The 22677-nt window shown below is 40.3% G+C and carries 15 protein-coding genes; 5 read left to right on the forward strand and 10 right to left on the reverse strand.

Translation table 11 applies throughout. The annotated features are described in order from the left end of the window. Positions 1-21: 21 nt before the first annotated feature. From B9Y81_RS07445 to B9Y81_RS07455, 3 genes are all read left to right on the forward strand, one after another. Positions 22-1230 (forward strand): argininosuccinate synthase, encoded by a 1209-nt coding sequence (locus B9Y81_RS07445; RefSeq protein ID WP_085536353.1) that lies wholly within the window; start codon positions 22-24, stop codon positions 1228-1230. Beyond that, on the forward strand, positions 1227-2195 hold the full coding sequence (gene argC, locus B9Y81_RS07450) for an N-acetyl-gamma-glutamyl-phosphate reductase (RefSeq protein WP_085536354.1): 969 nt from the start codon (positions 1227-1229) through the stop codon (positions 2193-2195). Before B9Y81_RS07445 ends, argC begins: the two co-directional genes overlap by 4 nt. Before the next feature lie 91 nt (positions 2196-2286). Further along, on the forward strand, positions 2287-3414 hold the full coding sequence (locus B9Y81_RS07455; protein ID WP_085536355.1) for an aspartate aminotransferase family protein: 1128 nt from the start codon (positions 2287-2289) through the stop codon (positions 3412-3414). A gap of 83 nt (positions 3415-3497) precedes the next feature. Here B9Y81_RS07455 and B9Y81_RS07460 read toward each other — a convergent pair whose 3' ends face one another. The 6 genes from B9Y81_RS07460 to B9Y81_RS07490 form a co-directional block, all read right to left on the reverse strand. Further along, entirely contained in the window at positions 3498-4898 is a 1401-nt protein-coding gene (locus B9Y81_RS07460) for a Gfo/Idh/MocA family protein (RefSeq protein WP_085536356.1), read from the reverse strand. Positions 4899-4933: 35 nt separating this feature from the next. Beyond that, complete coding sequence (locus B9Y81_RS07465; protein ID WP_085536357.1) at positions 4934-6199, reverse strand: DUF3472 domain-containing protein; 1266 nt, start codon at positions 6197-6199, stop codon at positions 4934-4936. 82 nt (positions 6200-6281) lie between these two features. After that, on the reverse strand, positions 6282-8003 hold the full coding sequence (locus B9Y81_RS07470; RefSeq protein ID WP_085536358.1) for a RagB/SusD family nutrient uptake outer membrane protein: 1722 nt from the start codon (positions 8001-8003) through the stop codon (positions 6282-6284). A gap of 9 nt (positions 8004-8012) precedes the next feature. Further along, positions 8013-11339 (reverse strand): TonB-dependent receptor, encoded by a 3327-nt coding sequence (locus B9Y81_RS07475; protein WP_085536359.1) that lies wholly within the window; start codon positions 11337-11339, stop codon positions 8013-8015. 112 nt (positions 11340-11451) lie between these two features. After that, on the reverse strand, positions 11452-12462 hold the full coding sequence (locus B9Y81_RS07480) for a FecR family protein (protein WP_085536360.1): 1011 nt from the start codon (positions 12460-12462) through the stop codon (positions 11452-11454). Positions 12463-12840: 378 nt separating this feature from the next. Continuing rightward, a complete protein-coding gene (locus B9Y81_RS07490; protein ID WP_085536362.1) occupies positions 12841-13434 on the reverse strand; it encodes an RNA polymerase sigma-70 factor in 594 nt (197 codons plus the stop codon). 116 nt (positions 13435-13550) lie between these two features. Here B9Y81_RS07490 and B9Y81_RS07495 point away from each other — a divergent pair, with 116 nt between their 5' ends. Further along, entirely contained in the window at positions 13551-14837 is a 1287-nt protein-coding gene (locus tag B9Y81_RS07495) for a uracil-xanthine permease family protein (protein ID WP_085536363.1), read from the forward strand. Between the two features lie 17 nt (positions 14838-14854). Here B9Y81_RS07495 and B9Y81_RS07500 read toward each other — a convergent pair whose 3' ends face one another. Continuing rightward, on the reverse strand, positions 14855-15343 hold the full coding sequence (locus B9Y81_RS07500) for a UpxY family transcription antiterminator (protein ID WP_085536364.1): 489 nt from the start codon (positions 15341-15343) through the stop codon (positions 14855-14857). A gap of 108 nt (positions 15344-15451) precedes the next feature. Between B9Y81_RS07500 and B9Y81_RS07505 the strand changes: the two genes are divergently transcribed. After that, on the forward strand, positions 15452-16774 hold the full coding sequence (locus B9Y81_RS07505) for a Gfo/Idh/MocA family protein (RefSeq protein ID WP_085536365.1): 1323 nt from the start codon (positions 15452-15454) through the stop codon (positions 16772-16774). Between the two features lie 55 nt (positions 16775-16829). On the opposite strand, the gene B9Y81_RS07510 is transcribed toward B9Y81_RS07505, so the two are convergent. From B9Y81_RS07510 to B9Y81_RS07520, 3 genes are all read right to left on the reverse strand, one after another. Further along, positions 16830-18698, reverse strand: a complete 1869-nt coding sequence (locus B9Y81_RS07510) for a mechanosensitive ion channel family protein (RefSeq protein ID WP_085536366.1) — start codon at positions 18696-18698, stop codon at positions 16830-16832. A 30-nt stretch (positions 18699-18728) separates the two neighbouring features. After that, positions 18729-20969: a S9 family peptidase gene (locus B9Y81_RS07515; RefSeq protein ID WP_085536367.1), complete on the reverse strand. Its 2241-nt coding sequence runs from the start codon at positions 20967-20969 to the stop codon at positions 18729-18731. Between the two features lie 192 nt (positions 20970-21161). After that, complete coding sequence (locus B9Y81_RS07520) at positions 21162-22664, reverse strand: SusD/RagB family nutrient-binding outer membrane lipoprotein (RefSeq protein ID WP_085536368.1); 1503 nt, start codon at positions 22662-22664, stop codon at positions 21162-21164. Positions 22665-22677 lie beyond the last annotated feature (13 nt).

The raw sequence follows: 22677 nt of genomic DNA on the forward strand, positions 1-22677 counted from the left end.
AAACATTAAATATATAACGTAATGGGAAAGAAAAAAGTTGTATTGGCTTTTAGTGGGGGATTGGATACATCCTTCTGTGCCAAATACCTGTCTGAGGAAAAAGGATATGAGGTATATACCGCTATCGCCAATACGGGTGGTTTTGACGAAGTAGAATGTAAGTTGATCGAAGAAAGAGCTTACAAACTGGGCGCGGTAAAACACGTGACACTTAACGTAGAGCAGGAGTACTACGAAAAGAGTATAAAATATATGGTATTCGGGAATGTGCTGCGAAATGGCACCTACCCTATTTCGGTTAGCTCGGAACGTATTTTTCAGGCCATAGCCATTATTAACTATGCGAAAGAAATCGGTGCTGATGCAGTAGCTCACGGAAGTACAGGCGCGGGAAATGACCAGGTTCGTTTTGACCTCACCTTCGAAGTGTTGGCTCCGGATATCGAAATCATTACTCCTACCCGTGATATGGTGTTGAGTCGTGAATATGAAATCAATTACCTGAAGGAACATGGCTACGAGGCCGATTTCACAAAAATGGAATACTCCATCAACAAAGGGCTTTGGGGCACAAGTGTAGGGGGTAAAGAAACGCTACAATCTAACCTTACCCTGCCGGACACGGCTTACCCATCTCAACTTGAGGCGGAAGAAGAGGAAGAGGATATGTTCATTGACTTTGTGAATGGTGAAATAAGTGGCGTGAACGGCGTAACTTATAAAAATAAGGTAGATGCTATCCGTGCCGTAGAGGAATTAGGTTCTCGCTGGGCAATCGGTCGGGATATGCACGTAGGAGATACGATTATCGGTATCAAAGGCCGTGTTGGTTTCGAAGCAGCCGGTCCATTATTGATCATCAACGCGCACAAACTATTGGAAAAGCATACGCTGACCAAGTGGCAACAATACTGGAAAGATCAGCTGGGCAACTGGTACGGAATGTTTCTGCACGAAGCGCAGTACCTTGAGCCTGTAATGCGTGATATGGAAGCTTTCCTTGCAAGTACGCAACAAAACGTAACAGGTCGTGTGATTATCACATTGCGCCCTTACACCTACACCTTAGTAGGTATTGAAAGTGATTTTGATTTGATGAAGAGTGACTTTGGAGTGTATGGTGAAGAACAAAAAGCCTGGTCGGCAGATGATGTTAAAGGATTTACCCGTATCTTAGGCAACCAAATGAAATTATATTACTCAGTACAAAACAAGAATAAAAAGGCATGATTAAAATTGGTATAATCGGCGGGGCAGGTTATACAGCAGGCGAACTAATACGCCTGCTACTAAATCACCCCGATGCAGAGATTGTATTTGTGAACAGCTCCAGCAACGCGGGAAATAAAATAACAGATGTACATAGCGGACTTTATGGTGAAACCAATCTGGTTTTTACTAACGAACTTCCTCTTAAGGACATTAATCTTTTATTCTTCTGTACGGCTCATGGCGACACGAAGAAATTCTTAGACAGCCATTCGGTTCCGGAAACAGTGAAGATTATTGACCTCTCCACGGATTATCGCATCGAGTCTGACGAACACAACTTCGTTTATGGACTACCGGAATTAAACCGTCGCCGGATTTGTTCGGCTCAGCGGATTGCTAATCCTGGCTGCTTTGCCACTTGTATTCAATTAGGCGTATTGCCACTTGCCAAACATCTGATGTTAAACAAGGAGCTTCACGTTAATGCGATAACCGGATCCACCGGAGCCGGCGTAAAGCCTTCGGCTACTTCGCACTTTAGCTGGCGCAATGACAATATTTCTATTTATAAGCCATTTACACATCAGCATTTAGGAGAGATAACGCAGAGTCTGAAACAATTGCAAAACAGTTTCGACGCAAGTATCAATTTCATCCCGGTACGTGGCAATTTCTCCCGTGGCATCTTTACTTCCATCTATATGGATTGCAAAGTTGAACTAAATGAAATCAAACGCATGTATGCAGAGTACTACGATGATCATTCATTTACCCACATAACCGATACCAATCCGGATTTAAAACAGGTAGTAAACACCAATAAATGTTTGCTTCATCTGGAAAAACACGGAGACAAACTTTTGATTATATCCGTAATCGATAATCTATTGAAAGGTGCCAGTGGTCAAGCTGTTCACAATATGAATTTACTATTCGGACTGGAAGAAACAGTAGGCTTACACCTGAAACCATCGGCATTCTAAAGGATGGAAGTTAGGAGTTGGAAGTTAGAAAAAAACAAACTCCCAACTTCTAACTCCCAACTTCTAACTACTAACTACTAACTACAAAAAAATGAAACTCTTCGACGTATATCCCTTATTCAATATAGAAATTGTAAAAGGAAAAGGAGCACATGTCTGGGATTCGGAAGGAACGGAATACCTTGACCTCTACGGAGGTCACGCGGTTATTTCCGTAGGACACAGCCATCCGGACTATGTTGCCGCTATCACAGATCAGGTAAATAAACTGGGGTTCTATTCAAACTCAGTAATCAACAGTCTGCAACAAACATTCGCGGATAAGCTTGGTAAGGCTTGCGGATATGATGACTATGCGCTTTTCATCGTAAACACCGGAGCCGAAGCCAATGAAAATGCGATGAAGCTGGCTTCGTTTCATAACAATAAACGTCGCGTGATTGCTTTCCAGCATTCATTTCACGGACGTACTTCCGCGGCTGTACGAGTAACCGATAATCCAAAAATCGTAGCTCCAATCAATGATACTATGCCCGTAACTTTCCTTCCACTTAATGATATCAATCTTGTTAAAGCGGAGCTGGAAAAAGGAGATGTTTCTTCTGTTATTATTGAAGGTATCTTAGGCGTAGGCGGTATTCAACTTCCGGACGATCAGTTTTTACGTGATCTTCGCGAAGCTTGTACGCAATACAATGCGGCCTTGATTCTGGATGAAATACAATCCGGCTATGGTAGAAGCGGAAAATTCTTCGCTCACCAACACGCCGGAATACGTCCTGATATGATTACCGTAGCTAAAGGTATCGCAAACGGCTTCCCCATGAGTGCGGTATTAATCAGTCCGGAGTTCAAGCCTGTGTACGGTATGCTGGGTACAACTTTCGGAGGAAATCACTTAGCTTGCGCGGGAGCAATAGCAGTTCTCGATATTATGGAAAAAGAACAGATGATTGCCAACACAGCTAAGGTCGGAGACTTTCTGATTGACGAACTTAAACATCTTCCCGGATTGAAAGAAATACGCGGAAGAGGATTAATGATAGGTGTTGAATTCAGTGATTCGATCAAAGAAGTACGTAACAAATTACTCTTCGAAGAAAAGGTGTTTACCGGAGTAGCCGGAACGAATACGATTCGTTTGCTTCCCCCACTCTGCCTTACTATAGAAGAGGCCAAAGAGTTTATCCGGCGCTTCAAAAAAGTATTAGGCTGCTAATGTGTAGCTAACAAATAAAGAGGGTGTCCCAAAAGTAAGCTGAAAACTACTTTGGGACACCCTCTTTTTATTTGTTATTTATTTCAAATCGCAAATTTCGGCTTTCTATGAATCCACTGACCACGAGTAAAGTCAGGAAAATCAACCAAAGCTCCGCCCCGTGCAATAGACATTTCAGACAAACCGGAGATTGCACTCCAGGCTGCCGCGTCATAACAATCCATCGGTGCCGGTTTCTTGTTGCGAATCGCATCGATCAGGTCGTACATCATGATAAAGTCCATGCCTCCGTGGCCTGCTTCTTTTGCCTGAGCTTCCAAACCACTCCACAATTTATGATCGTATTTCTTGAACCAATCTTCCGAAGCATCCCACTGATGCGGCTTGGATTTACCTTCGATGTGAACTCCGTTGCCGTCGTTCATCCACAGACCGTCGGTTCCCTGAATACGAAAAGCCAACGAATACGGACGAGGAGAGTTCGTGTCGTGCGTTACAATAACAGTCTGACCGTTAGCACATTTTATCATTGAAGTAACGATATCTCCCAGATTAAAACGAACGTTGGCCAATTTATGGTCACGACCGCCTTTGTCTACGATAAACTTATTCAAACCACGTGCCTGACTGGCCATAGCGCTTAGGGAAAGGAAGCGATTGCCGTGGTTAATATCCATGCAGTTTGCCACAGGACCAATGCCGTGTGTTGGATAGATATCACCGTTACGGGTAACCGAGTGTTGCGTGCGCCATTGTGCTTCAGCAAAAGCTGTCGGACCCATGCGCAGTTCGCCACCTTCTTTATATGAATAGCTCTTGCCATCGTTGAATTTAACCGCGCGAAGATCGTGCTGGTATCCGCAAGTACCGTGAAGAAGCTCACCGAACAGATCCTGACGAACCATGTTCAATGCCGCCAGACAGTCACGACGGTAACAAACATTTTCCATTATATTCAATTGGCTACCTGTGGCTTCAGACACATTCACCAAATCCCAACATTCATCAATCGTATTGGCAGCCGAAACCTCAACACCAACATAAGGAACGCCGGCTTTCATGGCCGCTACCGACATGGGTACGTGCCATTCCCAAGGACTGGCAATAATAACACAGTCAAACTCTTCGTTGTTGAGCATCTTTTCGAACTCACGTTCGCTACCGGTATATACCTTAGGTGCAGGAACATTGAATTTAGAAATGTGCTTAAGGGTACTGTCAAGCGGTCCTTGCTGTGTATCACAGATGGCCACGATCTTGTTTCCCGGAATTGCCAATACATTATTAATATGCTCCTGACAACGCGAACCGGTTCCGATAAAACCAAAGCGAAGTTTGCCGTCATCTTTTCCGGCTGTTTTTTTCTTCTGCTGCACTTCCGGCGCCGAAGTAGATGCAGCAGCTGTGCTTGTTGCTGCCAAACCTGCCGCTCCAATACCGGCGGCGGTTACTTTCTTCAGGAAAGAACGTCTTGTGTTTTCCATTTTTCTATTTAGCTTTTACGTTTTTAAATAAAAGATTATTCTAATTCTGTCCAATTAATTTCCGGCTGTTTGCCTGTCGGAGTTCTTTCAAAAAGACTTCCCGGTGTAGTATAATCATTCAGGAAACCTCCGTTTTCAAGAAAGAAACCTGCGTTATCTACTCCACCTTTGTAGTCCATACGAGCTGCTTTACGACCGGTTTCATCAACGGTAAATCTTCCGGAGGCTAATGCTATCCACTTCCCCTCTGTAGTATATATCCATTGATTATTATAAAAAGCCATACGACCTTTATAGCCTTGTTCCGTGAGGAAGTTTTCCAAAAAAGAATGTGGACGAGTATAATAAGTTGTTGTTCCCGGACGCAAGAATTGAGCGATCAATTGCCACTGATCAAGTTCCGGAGCAAAGAAATAAGCGGTATATTCGGAATATCCGTTTTGATGAGGTCTGATATGCGTAAGGAATTTATAGGTGTTTCCGGCTTTCCAGTTATACCTCATAAAACTTTGTCCTCCGGAACCTTCATTACCAAACTCACCGGTCTGAACTCCTTTTCCTTTCTTCACCAGCTTTATTTTATGTTCTTCCGGAATAGCATTCGGATCATCTGTTTCGAAAGGGCTCCATACAGAGAAAAGCACTCTACGCTCGGATTCCGAATTCACCTGAATACCAAAATACCCTTCGCCAAAACCGTTAGACATAAAGTAACTCCCCACAATATCCTTTCCTTCGGGAACAGTAATTTCATTATAAAACCATTCCGCGGTATGATTTTCAGGTATGAAATAAGTCATGTGAACAGAAGGACCTCTGCGCCCCCAATAGAAAGAAAAATCATCCACGAAATTCATATTCTCCGCCGCATCCCCCTCTACAACAAGCGAATGAAGAGTAGCATATATATCACCGGACTTTTTCACCCCAAGGAAATCAACTTTGAGATAGCCTTCTTTCTCACAAAAAACCTCCCCAATAAAAACAGCAGTATCCTGTTTAGACAAGACAACATTAAACAATTTGTCCAAACAACTTACCTTTATCTCACTATCACCGCCTTTTGTAGCATACGTCAACGACAGTCGTAGATTTCCGGTTTTATTCACTCTAAAGAAAGTGCTATAAACAGTCCCCGCGCCAATCATATCAATGCCGTCATTTGTAATTTCCCCGGATCCGGAAGAAGTGATATAAGAATTCCCTCCGAGAGGAATTATCCTTTGGTTTTCTGCTGCAATACCATGATGAGTAAAAAACAAAAAAATCGTTAGAAAAGATAGAATAGATATTTCCCGCATAATTGTAGGTTTAAGCTACTAAATATATGATAATATTCACCGGCCTTTATAAAAAAAACCGGTGAATATATTAATTAAGAACTTAGTTTGATGTCGGATTTTGTGTCAAAGTTCCCGGATATGAATTTATCGCATTTTGAGGAATAAAATAAACCGTTCTGAAATCAGTCGGTTTAACTTCTTCCATCGCATTATGCGGTCCCGGATATTGACGTGTAAGTGAACGTCCGTTACGGTAAACATCATAACTACGTTCTGCCTGAAATGCCAATTCCAACGTTCTCTCCTTTTCTATTCTTTCTTCCGCATTAGTAGCATCAAGAGAAGTATATCCTTTACCAGGCAGTGAACGTTCACGAATAATATTCAATGCAGTTAACGCTGAACCATAATCACCTATTTTAGCAGCTGCTTCCGCTTTATTAAGATACATTTCAGCCAGACGGGTGATTACAGGTGAGTGCAACTGAGACTCTTCACCTTCACGCGCACATTTTACAACATAGAACATAGGATAAACACGATTTAGTCTGATAAATTGATCTATATATCCCGTGTATGTCTTTCCATCTTTATATTTAATAGAATAAATTCCTTGTTCCGCATCAATCGGTGTTAATATATATGTGTCAGATTTATCACCGTCTTTTTCGATACAACTAACTTTGTCTCCTTCTATTTTTAAAGTTGCTTGAACATAATTAAAGTTAGTATGAACGCCTTCTTTATTCTTCACATCTTTAATAAAACGAAAAACAAGTGAATCTTTTTTCTCATACTGTGGTTCAATAAATGCTGCACGTGCATCTACAATTTTGTTCTTACGCCAGTCGTTACGGCTGGTTTCATCTAATAGAGCTATATATTTTGCACTTGCATACATCTCTCCCCAACCCATACCTCCAATATTGGAATACATACCCGGGAAATCATAATAGTGATCATTACCGGAATATTCAGAAGCAACACGTTTTACAACAAAAATTGACTCTTTGTTGTTTTCCGGTTTGTATGTGTTATACTTCATGAAATCCTCGCGATTTAACAAAGAATATTTTCCTGAATTTATCACTTTATCAGCATATTCAACTGATAGACGAGCATATTCTGCATTAGGATTATCCCAAGTACCACTCATATAAAGATATATACGTGACAACAAAGCCCAAGAAGCCTCTTTACTGGCATAAGCCGGACCGGAATTTATCGTCAACATTTCGGCTGCTTTATTTAAGTCATTAATGGCTTGTTCATAAGATGCTTTTACTGTTGCCCTATCAGAGAATGACATATTTAAAACATCATCCGGAGTCCCATTTACGATAGGTACTCCTAAATTCTTTTCAGATTCCTGATAGTAAGGACGTCCATAGGCTCTTGTCAGATAAAAATACAACATACCACGAATGAAATAACATTCACCTAATTGATTGTCAATTTTCTCATTCTGCCCTTCTTCAATCATTTTAACAACGTTAGAAGTTTGGGCTATAGCCTTGTAACTATAATCCCAAAAATTTTGCAAACGATAATTGTTAGGAGTGCGAGAGTAAGAGATGAACTCATAAAAAGCATCTGTAGATGACCCTCTAATCATGATATTGTCTCCGGCATATTCTCCACAACGATGCATTACATCAGCCCATCTCTTCATCTGTGCATAACTTCCGCTCAACATTCCGTCAAGAAATACATCCGGATCTGCAACTACCTCTTCTGCTAGTAGATGGTTTTGTGGTAGTTTTTCTATATCGCAAGCGGTAAACAAACAACCTACCGCAGCTATTATTGCTAATTTTTTCATGTGTCGTTTTTATAATGTAAAGTTAATACCAAACATAAACTTACGCGTAATAGGATAATTATCAGCCTTAGATACTCCGGCTACAGATGCTGTTCCTTCTTTTGATGAATCACCATCCAATACTCTAACCGGAATTTCAGGATCTACACCTGAATAATTAGTGATAGTAAACAAGTTTTCTGCTGTAAACGATAGACGTACATTTTCAATTTTGAATTTTGGTAGCTTCAGATTATATCCAATAGAAAGACTACGAAGTTTCAAATAGTCACCATCTTCCAGAAAACGCGAAGAAACCTTATTCGCATTTGAAGAGTTGTTATATGATGCTTTTGGGTGGGTTGCAATATCTCCTGGTTTTTCCCATCTACTCCATCCACTCATTAATTTCATTTGATTACGATCTGTATAAGTTCCATCCGAATCGTATTCCTGACGAGCATAATTATATATCCTTCCGCCTACTGAATAAGAAAACACAGCATTAAGATCAATCTGTTTCCATGCTAATGAAGTAGAGAATCCTCCATAATAGTCAGGGCTATATTTACCCAACATCACTTCGTCAGCTTTTGCGTAATCGCTTGTCAAAACACGGTTCCCATTGTTATCTGTAGTATACCATTGAGGTGCACCGTCTTCAGGATTAACTCCAGCCCATTCTCTTCCATAGAATGTATCGCTACTATAGCCTTCTTTAAGAATACGACTGATACTTCCAGCTGGTCCTCCGAAATTGGTACTGATGATTTCGGCTTTATCTCCTGCACCATTTTTGTAAAGTTTCTTAATCTTATTAGTATTAAAACCTATATTAAAATCAGCACTCCAATACCAGTCATCCGTTTTGATAATATCAGCACCAACAGCTAATTCAAATCCTCTATTTTGAACTTCTCCAATATTTTGCCAAACTTCCGTTACACCAGAAATACCTGATACCGGTACAGCAAATAACACATTGCTTGTGTTTTTGTTATATAAATCAGCATTAACTCGAAAACGATTCAGAAAACTAAAATCCACTCCAACACCTAATGTACTAGTCTCTTCCCATGTGAAATTATCATTACCAATTTGATTAATCAAAGCACCGGATGTTCCATTATAGCTCTGATCTACTGAATAAAGATTATATTGTGGGTACAACTTCGGAGGGGTGTTACCTACGGTTCCGTAAGCAACCCTCAACTTTAACATATCAATCCAGTCTTTTTGCAGGAATTCTTCTCTGTGCAAATTCCATCCCCCGCTAATTGAAAAGAAATTTCCGTATTTTTTGCTGTTCCCGAAATTTGAAGCACCGTCTCTACGAAGAGAAAATTGTGCCAGGTATTTATTATCGTATGAATAATTTCCATCAAAGAAATATGACTGTATAGCCGATTCGTTAATATATCCAGCTGTTTTTTCCGGCTTAGCCGTCGCGTCTAAGACTTCAAAGCCCGGGATAAATCCTGTAGCAATCGCCTCAACTCTTTTAAATTTATAATCTCTATATTCATAGGCAACCAAAGCAGTTACAGAGTGCTTGTCAAATGCTTTGTTAAATCTCAAAAGCTGATTGGTATAATTGCGTTCAGTTTTATTGTTTACCTCTCTTAAACGACCGTTCACACCTGAGCCATCGTTTGAGCGAGAATCAGTGTAAGCTTGATACGCATAGTTGTTCCAAGCAAAGTTGTTTACAGAAGAGAATGTTAAAAAACTTGTCAGACGAATATCAAAGTCAATATTTCCCGTAAATGCATAAGTTTCGCTTTTAGCTTTATTCCACTGCAAATCATACAAGTAGTTAGTCTTGTTACTATTTACCCAAGTAGAAGACTTGTGTGGAGTAGGTTTTCCATCTTCTAAGTAAGGACTATCCCAAGGAAGATTTACATACATTGCTGTTACCGAATACTGTCTATCATCAACATTGGCTCTTGAGCCCGCGATCTGAGGCTTAATTGTCAACCAATCTGAAGCCTTATATTCTGTACGATAACGGAAACTATATTTCTTGTAATCGTATCCTTTTATAGCTCCTTCCTCATCATATAAACCTAAAGAAAAGTAAGATTTAACCTTTTCGGAACCACCAGATATAGAGATATTATAATCCTGAGCCATACCTGTTTGAGTTGCCAAATCCCACCAGCTATAATTATTATTTCTTAAATTGTCGTTCCAACGAGGGAAAGAAATCATTTCCTGATTAGAAAAAGATTTAAAGTAATCATACAACTCTGAACCATTCATAACTTGCATGTTCCCGTTATCCAAACTGTTCACTCCTAATTTAGCAGATACACTGATGCGTACTTTATCTCCACTTGCACGTTTGGTTGTAACAACAACAACCCCGTTTGCTCCTTGAGAACCATAGATTGAAGTTGAAGCAGCATCTTTAAGGATACTCATTGTCTCAATATCGTTTGGATTCAGAAAATCAGCCGAGGAATTACCTACAATTACTCCATCAATAACCCAAAGTGGATCTGTGTTTCCGTTAATTGAGGCTTTACCACGGATGATAATATTTCCTTTCTCTCCAGGACGCCCTCCACCAGGAGCGACAAATACTCCAGGAGCTTTACCCGACAACATATTATCTACGTTAGCTGAAGTTACTGTTGTAATCTTCTCACTCTTCAGCGTTTGTAATGCGCCGGTGAGGCTTTCGCGTTTCTGAACGGTGTAGCCAACCACCACTACTTCTTCCAAGGCTTGTGTGTCTTCTTTCAGACGTATGGTTAGGTTGGTTCCGCTTGCGGGAACTTCCAGGTTCAGGTAGCCAATGTAAGAAACGACAAGGGTTGCGCCTGAGGGCACTTCCAGCGAGAAATTACCGTCAAAGTCGGTACTTGTTCCGTTTGAGGTTCCTTTAACAATAATATTTGCACCGATTACCGGTTCGCCGCTTACCGCGTCAACAACAACTCCTGTAATTTTTTGAGTTTGTTGTGAAATTGACGTAGAGAAATTGGCTGCATTAGTTGTGTTTTCTTTTCCAGCTTTTGCTTTGTAAATAATAATTCTGTTTTCACTTACTGTGAAATCTGCGTTTTGATTTTTTAGGGCGTTTTTCAGAATATCTTCAACAGATCCGGTTTTTAAGTCAAACGAAACGCGTTCGCTCAGATCTATATCGTTATTCCGTATAAGGAAGGTGTAATCAAATTGTTCTTCTATTAATTCGAACAATGTTTTTAAAGTAGCGCTTTCCATCTGAATCGTCATTGTATATGATCGAAGTGGAGATGCCAGTGATAAATTGGGAGGCAATAATAAACCGACAGCTAAAAGAGCCGAAGCCAACTTGCCTGAAAAAATAAATTTATTTTTTTTCATAAATATTCTGATTTAAATTTAGTGAATAGTATTGACTAAAATTTTTCTATTTATACAAAACATACATATTAACCGTCTTTATTCATAAGCTTCATTTTTTAGATTTATATTCTTATTTGTCTGTTATAATCAATGTTCTATTTTCAAAAGTGTATTTATACTTATTGTCCATATCAATTTCTTTTAGGACTCTATCCAGCGTATAGTCTGAAGAAAAGCTGCCTGTAAACACTTCGCGGTTCAGTGATTTACTTCGTATTTCAATGTCCGTATCGTATTTACGTTCTAATTCCCGGGCAATTTCGGGGAATGTTTTTTCATAGAAATACAATATTCCTTTTGTCCAAAGAATGGAATTAGCGCTATTCACAACCGAAACGGTCGTCTTTTCTTCTTTCTTGTTGTAACTAATCTTCTGGTTGGGAGATAGTGCTATATCTTCTTGCTGGTTGTCGGCAAGTTGAATATTCACTTTTCCCGAAATCAGTACCACATCAATTGTTTCCTCCTCTTCGTAGGCTTTCACGTTGAATGTTGTTCCTTTTACCTTTACATTCAGTTTATCGGAATACACGATAAAGGGTTTTTCCGGGTTTGATTGTATCTCGAAATAGGCTTCTCCGCGAAGTTCCACTTTCCTTTCCGAATCATTATAGTCACTCCGGTATTTTAAGAACGAACCCGAGTTGAGCAGTACCGTAGAACTGTCTGGCAATAAGATTTGTGTTTGAGACCCATTGGGTGCAAATGTTTCAGTATAGGCAAGCTTCTCGCCGTCGTTTGAGTTTCTGCCTAAAAAGAATGCGGACACCCCCACCCCGATCAGCAACAAAAGGATTGCCGCAGCCTGTATCCATACATTTAGCTGCCTATGTATTTGTTTTGTTTGTTTTTCGGGCACCGATCCGATCAGGAAATGAAAATACGCTTTGAAATCAGCTTCCAAATCAGACTTGAATAACGGCACATGCGCAACTGCCCACCAATCGCTCATTTTATCCATTAAATATCTATGCTCTTCTTTTTCTTTGAGCCAGATCAAAAGTTCTTCCTTTTCCGCATGAGATAGACTTCCTGAAAAGTATTTAAATAATAATTCCCAATATAGTTCTTCTGTTTCCATGCTGCATCTTAATTACATTTCATTTATGTTCTTATTACTACTTACACCATAACGATACAATGTGTTTAAATGTTTATTAAAATTTTTCAACTTTAACATTTCAAGCATCGTCACGGTTGTTTTTCTTTTCTCACTGTTTATGAAATTCTTCACATAGATTAAAAAAGAAATTCTTTCTTTTATTTTAAAAAACATATCCTTTATTTTTCTTTTTCCACAGATATAGAAAAAGCTTTCCACAGATATAGAAAAGTTTTTCTACAGTTGTCGAACTGTTTTTCCACAGTTGTCGAAAAAGAAAAAGAAAGGTTATAAATAAATTAATATCCTATTGTTCTGTTTTTTCTTAGTAAAAGATTTTCCGGTTGCAACAAAGCGTTAGTAATCGGATGTAAGTGAGTAAAGAACAAGGAATAAGAGATAGTAGTCCTTAAGGGTGTCTTTTAATTTTGAGAGTGCGATTTTAACTTGTACGCGTACGGTACTTGATGATATATCATACAATTTGGCAATTTCTTCGTATGATTTATGATTATACAGGTATTCGGTAAATATTCTACGGCATTTATCGGGAAGAGATTGCACAGCTTCTTCAACCAACTTTTCAAATTCGCTGTTTTCGAGGTATGTTAACGGCTGTTGCCCCAAATTAACCTGTTCTTCGTGAAAAGCCAGTACATATTCATCTAATTCCGACAGCGATATTTCTTCGGTTTGTTTATTACGCAGATGGTTAAGACTTCGGTTCTGTACGGATCGGGTAAGGTATGTTTTAATGGGATATTCAAGTGATCCCCTCTTATTCCAAATATTCAGAAAAACATCATTAACAATTTCTTTGGCTATTTCATAGTTGTATACATACTTGGTTGAAACGGCACAAAGATAGACATAGTAAGTCGTATATAGCGATTTGAAGGCATCTGTATCTCCCTTATTGAGTTTTCGTATAATGCTTTTATCGATAAACATAAATTCTTTTCTCTTTTCTTTTCCTTACTAATAGTACAAAAATAGGGAAAACATATCTATTTTTGTATTATCTCTGTATCATAATCATTGTAGAACCAATTATATCTGTATTTTCAATGAAATATAATGTTGACGACAAATTAGGAGTAAGAGATTCGATACTGTATGGGCTACAGTGGTTTTCGGTTATTTTACCTACACTCATCATTATTTCGGGTGTAGCGTCTGTTCTGCATACCGAATCAATTTCTGCTCAGCTTTTCTATTCGCAAAAGATATTTATTATTGCGGGTATTGCCCTGATTATCCAAATAATATACGGACACAAACTGCCTGTTTTATCGGGGCCTGCTTCTGTATTACTTATCGGGATATTGGGCAGTCACGACGCAACGCCCAATGCCATTTACACCGCAATGGCAATTGGCGGTTTATTTGTTGCTTTGCTTTCTTACGGCAAGTTTTTTATTTTTCTTCAAAAGGTATTTACCACCAGAGTAGTTATTGTGATTCTTTTATTGGTTGCACTTACCATGCAGCCATTGATTATTAAACTTTCAGGAGGAACAAACGGACAAACATTTATCAATTTCGTGTTTTCGGCAGCGTTGGCATTGCTGATGGTTTATGCGAATTATCTGTTGAAGGGGGTTTATAAATCGCTGGTTGTTCTAACCGGACTGTTCGTAGGCAGTTTGCTCTATTTATTGCTAACAGGTATGCCTTCCTTGCCTGAAGTAAACTTTATCGACCTTGGGGTATGGAAGGAGCATTTACTAATCCGTCCGGAAGTAGACATCCCGACTATTCTGGCTTTTCTCTTCTGCTTTCTGGCACTGACGGTAAACGAATTCGGGGCTATTCAGGCTACCGGTCGACTTATAAACGCGGATAATCTGAACGAACGGAGTAAAAAGGGGTTAAGGATCACCGGATTTTCCAATATTTTTTCCGGTTTATTCGGCGTTATCGGAATTGTCGATTATTCCATGAGTCCGGGTATAATCTCTGCCACGCACTGTGCCTCACGTTATCCCCTTATCATTACCGGGGTAATTTTAATTATTTGCGCCTGTATACCTCAATCCTTGTTGATTTTTTCCTGTATACCTGAGGTTGTAATGGGAAGCATATTGCTCTATGTTATGTCGGCACAGCTGTCGTCCGGCTTTCAGTTGATGCTTGTGGAGAAAGCGATCTTTGATTTTGGAAGTGCCATTACCATTAGCATTCCTATTATGATAGGAACCATTATTTCTTTTGCTCCTGAAGCTTTTATAGAAAGTATTCCGTCATTACTACGTCCGTTGTTTGGCAACGGGTTCGTAATGGGAACCATTATTGTTCTTGTTTTAGAGCATACGTTAAACAGGAAAGATAATAAGCAAAAGATGGAGAACTGATGTTTATTTCTACTTAATTATAACCGTTTTACCTTAGCCACATCCGTCAGGTCAACACAAACAGTAGCACCTAATTGTTCGATGTATAAGAGAAGATGTTTCTTATTGATTTTCTTTATACGACCGGAAACTTGCTTCATCGCTCCACGCAGAATTTCCACTTCTTCTCCTTCGCATAATTCATGGCAGGCGGCTTCTTCCAGAAATTGTTTTATCGCATCGATTTCTACCTGACGCACTGCTGCCGGCTTTCCATCATAATAAACTATCCGAGACACACCATATATATTCAGTAGTCCGAGTAGCTTAGATTCATGGCAGTTTACGAAAACATACGAATTAAAAAGCGGGATTTCAACAATCTTTACCCGGTCAGACCAGACACGGGGCGAACGGTGCAGCGGCAACCAATTGTCTACACCTGCTAAGGATAATCTTTCGGCTACTTGTTTTTCCGCACGGGGGGCCGTATATAAAACGTACCATTGAGGTTTTGAAGTTATCATCTTTTAATTGTTTGCGTACACAAATATAACGGTTTTTTCGTATAATTGTGGTTGAATAGATTTTATCATCACACGTTAACTCATAATACCAGATAAACACAATAAAAAATGAACAGAAGAAATTTTCTCCAAAAATCAGCATTTACTGCTGCCGGAATCGGGTTAACTCCTCTTTTCGGAGGTTCTTACCAGTCTGTGTTTGGACAGACTGCTCCCAGTAATAAAGTAAAAGTAGCACTCATTGGCTGCCGAAGCATGGGTTGGAGCAACCTGAATACTTTTCTGGATTATCCGGAAGTAGAGTGCGTTGCGCTTTGCGATATAGACGATGAGTGGTTAAACAAGCGTGCCGGTGATGTAGAGAAGAAATCAGGCAAGAAAGCACCTAAACTTTACAAAGACTGGAGAAAGGTTATTGACAACAAAGATGTGGATGCCGTTATCATCGGAACCCCCGACCATTGGCATTGCCTCCCGTTAATTTATGCCTGTCAGGCAGGAAAAGATGTATACGTTGAAAAACCATTAGCCAATACCATCGAAGAATGCGACCTGATGGTGAAAGCGGCACGTAAATACAACCGTATAGCTCAGGTAGGTCAATGGCAACGCAGTGATCCGCATTGGGACGAATCCGCTTCTTATCTTCGTGCCGGCAATATCGGGCGTATTCGTACGGTTAAGGTTTGGGCTTATCAGGATGGTAAACCCACATTGCCAGTCATAGCAGACGAACCTGTTCCGGCGGGTGTAGACTATGATATGTGGTTAGGCCCGGCTCCTAAACGTCCTTTCAACATGTATCGTTTCCATTATAATTTCCGCTTTTTCTGGGATTACGCAGGCGGATTAATGTCTGACTGGGGTGTACACTTGCTGGATTACGCACTTGAAGGCATGGGCGCTCCACTACCAACACACACCTTTTCAGGCGGTGGTAAATTCGCTTATCCGAATGACGCGATGGAAACTCCGGATACATTAATGGCGACTTATGCTTATGATGATTTCAATATTATCTGGGATCATGCCTGCGGTATAAACCACGGACCATTTGACAAAAAAGAAGGTCTTGCATTTTACGGAGAAAACGGTACACTTGTACTCACACGCGCAGGATGGGAAGTAATCCCTGTCGTTGCCGGCAAAGAAGCCCGTATGGAAGCTGTTCCGTTCAAGAAAGGAGAAGGTAAAGGTTTATACAATCACGTGGGTAACTTCCTGAGCTGTATAAAGAGTCGCAATCTACCGGCAGGGGATATTGAAATAGGTGCCCGGGTAGCAAAAATGTCTCACTTCGCAAACATATCTTCCCGTCTGAAACGAGAAGTTCGTTGGAACGAAGCCACTCGCAGCTTCATAAACGACAATGAGGCCAATCAATTGGCAAAAGCACATTACAGAGCTCCCTGGACTCTTCCTGTTTTGTAATAGGTATCAAAAAAAGAACAGCGACACAAAATTGTATGTCGCTGTTCTTTTTTTATTACTCTTCAGAAGTAGTTTCTTCCGTCTTTGGTTGCTTAAATTCTGCCGGAATAAGCAAATCATTACCATCACGATTCGCAACAAAACGAGGCGAAAGCAATTCAATTCCGGCTTCATTGCAAACATCCTTTATGTTCTGGTTTAAATCAGAATAGATAACAGCAATCCGATCTACATCCCTTATATACGCATTAATCTGATAACAAGGATAATCATCCTGCAACTCCGTATCAAGAACAAATGGCTTAGGACGCGCATGCACGCCGTTGGTACGTAATGCCGCTTTGATTAATAAATCATGCACATGACGCCAATTAACATCATAGCCAAAAGAAACGGTTGTATGAATAATCAAGCCGTAATTTCGGGCAGACGAGCTATAATTGGTGGTATGCGAAGACATGATAAACGAATTCGGAATGGTTACCACCTCGTTTTTAGGTGTTCGGATACGTGTTACTAAAGGTGTCTTTTCAATCACGTTTCCGGTTGTTTCATTCAGTTTTATCCTATCCCCTATTTTAAACGGACGCATATACGTTATTACTAATCCGGCAATAATATTACCGATAATCGCAGTCGATCCCAAAGAAAGTATTAATCCTACAAAAACAGATATACCCTGAAAAACGCCATCGTCAGCACCGGGTAAATAAGGATAGATCATTGCGATCATAAACGCGTAAAGCAAGAAACGGATGATATTATAGGTAGGCATAGCCCAATCAGGATAAAAACCGCCTATTTTAAGCTTTTTGGTTTCAATTTCTTTCGACACATAAAAAATGCCTTTCACAATATACCTGATGCACAAATAAATAACTATAATAATAAAAAGATTAGGTATATATTCCACGACTGACCTGAATACCATTTTTATCGGAGAAAGAAGGTAGCCGAATAATCTTAACGCTAAGCTCTCTGTTTGAGGAAATATCGAAAAGATAATCGGAATACTTATCATCAATTGCAGTAAAATAACAAAATAGCGAACCAGGTTTGTACAAAAGAGAAGTATCAAACTTTGGCGATGCGTATTTAAAAACTCATAATCCCGGAGCGTTATCGGCTTAAGTTTGTTTTGTTTTAACCAGATCACCTTACGCTTTAATTTCCGAAACAAGAAATTAGTTAGCCTGAATAGAAAATACTGTGCGATTAACACCAACAGAAAGAGTGCTACCCGTTTAAGAACCTGCAAAACATTATGTTCTTTACGTAAATCGACAATAACATCCGTTAAGATCGGAATATAATCCTGCGCTAATTCCGCATGTGTTTTATTCTGCCAAAGGGCGTCTTGCTCGGTTACACTAAAAACAACCTTCTCTCCCGACATTATGTCTGAGAAATGCTCGGATTCCAAAACATACAGCGAGTCCATCTTCAAACTGTAGTTTTTGCCGATTTCAGTAATTACCCTCTCCACATTATTCGCACGTTCAAGCGGGGTTAGTCCTCCACGCTTAACATAAATGGAGAATAACGTATCCTTCCCAACAACAACAGAAACACCGGATGTTGATGCACGTAATGAATCGATACGATTACGTTTTATCGCCATTTTCAAGGAATCCTCAAGTTGACTTTGGTTTCGTGCTTCTTCAAGAGAGGAAAGTAATAGTATCTCGTTCAACTTCATTTCTTGAAGCTGCAACTCTATCTCTACCAGTCGCAGAGAATCTTGCTTGTGAATTGAATCGGACGATGATGTTAGCTGTACTGAATCAACCTGATCGAGTGTGGATCCGCTACCTAAAGTGGACTGGATTATTTCTCCGGCTTTCTCTATCAGTTGCGCATCTACATTTATTGGTACTGCAATCAAGAACGTTAAAAGCAGTACTAATTGCATAAAACGGCTCATATTTCGCTGTCAATTAAGATTAAACTTATTTTATTTCCCGCCCGAAGATAGGTATTTCCGCCAATAATCCGCCATACTTTTACGTAAATGATAGGTAGTCCCTTCTCCTTCACTGATACCGTGGCTGCGCATGGGATAAGCTATCTGACTAAATATTTTTTCATGCTTTATTAATTCATTAACGAGAAGTTCGCAATTCTGATAGTGCACATTGTCATCCCCCGTACCATGAATAAGAAGCAGGTTTCCTTTTAATCCTGCCGCATGACTTATAGGCGAACCTTTGTGATATCCTTCCGGATTATTTTGCGGTGTATTCATGTAACGTTCCTGATAGATGGTGTCATATAATCTCTGATCGGCAACAAAAGCGATGGCTATACCTGTTTGGAACACTTCGGGATAACGAAACATACAGTTCAGCGTTTGGCTGCCTCCACCACTCCATCCTGTTATTCCAATACGGGCAGTATCTATGAATGGGAACTGACTGGCCAGATCTTGCACACCTCTTGCCTGATCTTCAGAAGCGAAAGTTCCTACTTCACCATATATGCACTTGCGCCACACTCGTCCACGGGGAGTATTTGCTCCTCTATTTTCGATACTCACTACAATGTAACCAAGGTTAGCCATGTATTGATTCCAAAGATCTCCTCCACCCCATACATCTTGTACTGTGGCTGAAGCCGGCTCACCATAAACTTCTACAATTACGGGATATTTCTTTGTGGCGTCAAAGTTTTTTGGTTTTATCATCCAGGCATCCAAAAGGAGTTCACCGGAGCGAACTTTCAGGAATTCTTTAGGCGAAAGACCTAAACTCTTGTATTGCTCTGCGGCAAGCTTATTGTCTTCAATCAAACGTATTGTTTTATGCAGGGGGAAAGAAACCATACTGATCACGGAAGGTGTTACCGCATTACTATACGTATGTACAGCCCACTTTCCGGTTGGCGACATATTGTATCTATGTTGTCCGGACTGTTCCAGCGGACTTAATCGCTTCACCTCTCCTTTTCCGAATAGTTTCGCGCTATACAAATAACGTTGGGTATAATTATCCGGCGACGCGATGAAGTAAACCAATCCCTTATCAATATCAAGCCCTGTTTGTTGGATAAAGTCGAATTCGCCTGTTGTTATCGGAGTAATTTCTTTTCCATCACGACTTACGCGATATAGATGGCGCCAACCGCTTCGTTCGCTTTGCCAGGTGAAATAACGATTATCCTTCAGCCAGGTGATATTATCATTCGTTTCCAGCCAAGCGGCATCTGTATCTGTGAAAATATTGGCAGGTATTTCATTTCCTACTTCAGCGATCCATACTTTATTGGTATTCTGTTCGCGGTTCATCTGTTGGATAAACAGCTCACGACTTTCCGGGATAAACTCCATCCGGGGGATATAGTTATTGCGGGAATCACCAGGGATAGCAATCCAGGTAGTTTGTCCTCCTGCTACAGGAACGGTTCCAACCCGTACTGCTGAATTTGCTGTTCCTGCCTTTGGATATGGAAAATGTATTACAGAAGCGTAGATCGAGTCTACATTATTAATAATATCGAACACACCCGTTCCTTCGGTATCGCTTTGCCAGTAAGCGATGGATGCTCCGTCGGGACTCCAGCGAAAACCATCACGGCAGCCGAATTCTTCCTCGTACACCCAATCAAACGTACCGTTAACGATTGTTTCACTTCCATCCGAAGTCAATGAGGTTATCTTTCCACTTGCCACATCTTCAACATAGATGTTGTTTTTCGAAACATAAGCAACTTTAGAGGCATCGGGCGAGAACTTCGCAAACATAAGTGATGATTCAGGCATTCCTTTACCTACTTGCCTTAACATACCGTCGGTCAACGAAAGCACCCAGTAATCTCCCCTTGTATCATAGCGCCACACACGCTTTGTGTTGTTATAGATCAGTACCTTTGTATTGTCTTCACTCCATATAACACTACGTATGCCTAATTGCTTACCTGTTGTTTTATCCATCAGCATGGAAGAAGGAATCAGCACTTTACGGGCATTGTTTTTGGCTGTATACGCAACCAATTCCATCCCTCCGGTTTGCGGATTACGCTCCACACAACTGTAAGACTCGCCGTCTTTCATCCATGTTATACCTCCGAAACCTTTCGTTTCAATCATTTTTCCGGATAGCACTTGTTTAAGGTCAAGTTCGGAATTAGTCTGCGCAGTTGAATTTGTTCCGATCAGTAGCGCAAGTATCAAACCTACTCCCATTTTTTTCATTAACATATATTCTTGTATCTGTATTTTTCAGTTACCTCATCTATCATTCAAAGATAACAAGCCTAAAACATTAACGTGTATAAACACAATAAAAAAATATCCGCCAAAAGAAAAAGGGATACCGTACATTAAAGACAGTATCCCCCTTTCGTTAAGGTCGGTCGTGTGTTTAGATAATATTAGATGATAAAAAAAAAATTAATTAACCCCTGTACGTTTATCCCACCAAAGCTGCTCGCCCCAAACATAATCTACCACATTGGCAGACGCAGCTTTTAAATAGTCTAAATTGTACAAGTACTGATTATTCGGGTACGGAAAGCGGAACGGCACATCATTGTGTATGCCATTAAATCCGGAACGCGCACCCGGATACTTCGGAGAAACTCCGTCGGCAGCCTTAGCTGTGTGTATGTAAGTAGGATAGCCGGTTCTGCGGTAAAGAGACCAGGCTTCAATGTTTTGTTTGAATAATGCCACCCACTGTTCAAAATAAAGACGGGCATACGTTCCATCCCATTTGCCTTTACCGGCCAGATAGGCCTCTGTGTCAGCGTCTTCAATCTCATTATCAGCCATAGACAAACGAACAGCCTTTTCGTAAGCCTCCGCTGCCGTCATAGGTACATTCCAACCATTCAGAGCCGCTTCGGCCATGATAAAATAACTTTCACACGCACGATAGAAAGGTGAAAAGCCCGCAGGATCTTCACGATATTTCACGCCTATACGAGATATAGCCTTACGATTTTCCGGATCGGTTTTCGAACCGTTTTCAAAACCACGGTATTCACCGTCTGATTCTGCCGGTTTTGCTATTACGGCAATACGCGGATCTTCCATCATCTTCAGATGATCAATAAAAATATCGGCCATACCGTCATCATCACGGGTTCTGAAATTGTTATAATAGCGTTCAAAATAATCACCTGAACCTTGCCACCAGAAATAAGCGTTTTCCTTAGTTTCTGCGATATAGGGATATTTATCCGGATTATTGAATATTTCTTCTATGATAGCCTTGGATTCCGGATATACACCCGATATACGCATGGCAATACGCAAACGAATGGAATTACAGAATCTTTGCCATTGCTTCACATCTTCATTGAATAAGAAATCGCCTTCTCCAAGATTATCGTTTCCTAACCCTTCAGCCCAACTATCAGCCACTGATTTCAAATTAGCTAATAAAATCGGATAGATGTCGGCCTGTTTATCATACGAGCTTTTAAAAACAGAACCTTTGTCTTCAGCGCCTTTGAATGCTTCCGAATAAGGGACGTCTCCAAAACAATTCACCGCCATAAACATCAGGTAATTTTGCATCAGAACAGACACATTGCGGATATTTTTGTTCAGTTCGGCGGCATTCTCTGTTTTGTCCAATATATCTTGCAGTTGAGTGTGCCCCCAATAGCAATGACTCCAACGGTTTCCATACGTGTTGTTTGTTGGAATATAACCGCTGTAATCATTTAAATACTGAATAGAAGATACATAACCTGCCCATTGTGCTATATCCAGATCACCACCGAATTGCTCTCCTGTTCTGCGAAGCACATCTGCAAGTACGTTCGTGTAGGGAACAGATGTAAACGCATCCGGGTCTGTATTGATTTCATCAAAAGAACTGGTACATCCCACAGACGAAGCAAACAAAAGGGACGAAACAGCTAATATTTTATATATTTTTTTCATAACTCAAACAGCT

It is taken from the genome of Massilibacteroides vaginae (genome assembly GCF_900178525.1).
Taxonomy (GTDB): Bacteria; Bacteroidota; Bacteroidia; order Bacteroidales; family Tannerellaceae; genus Massilibacteroides; species Massilibacteroides vaginae.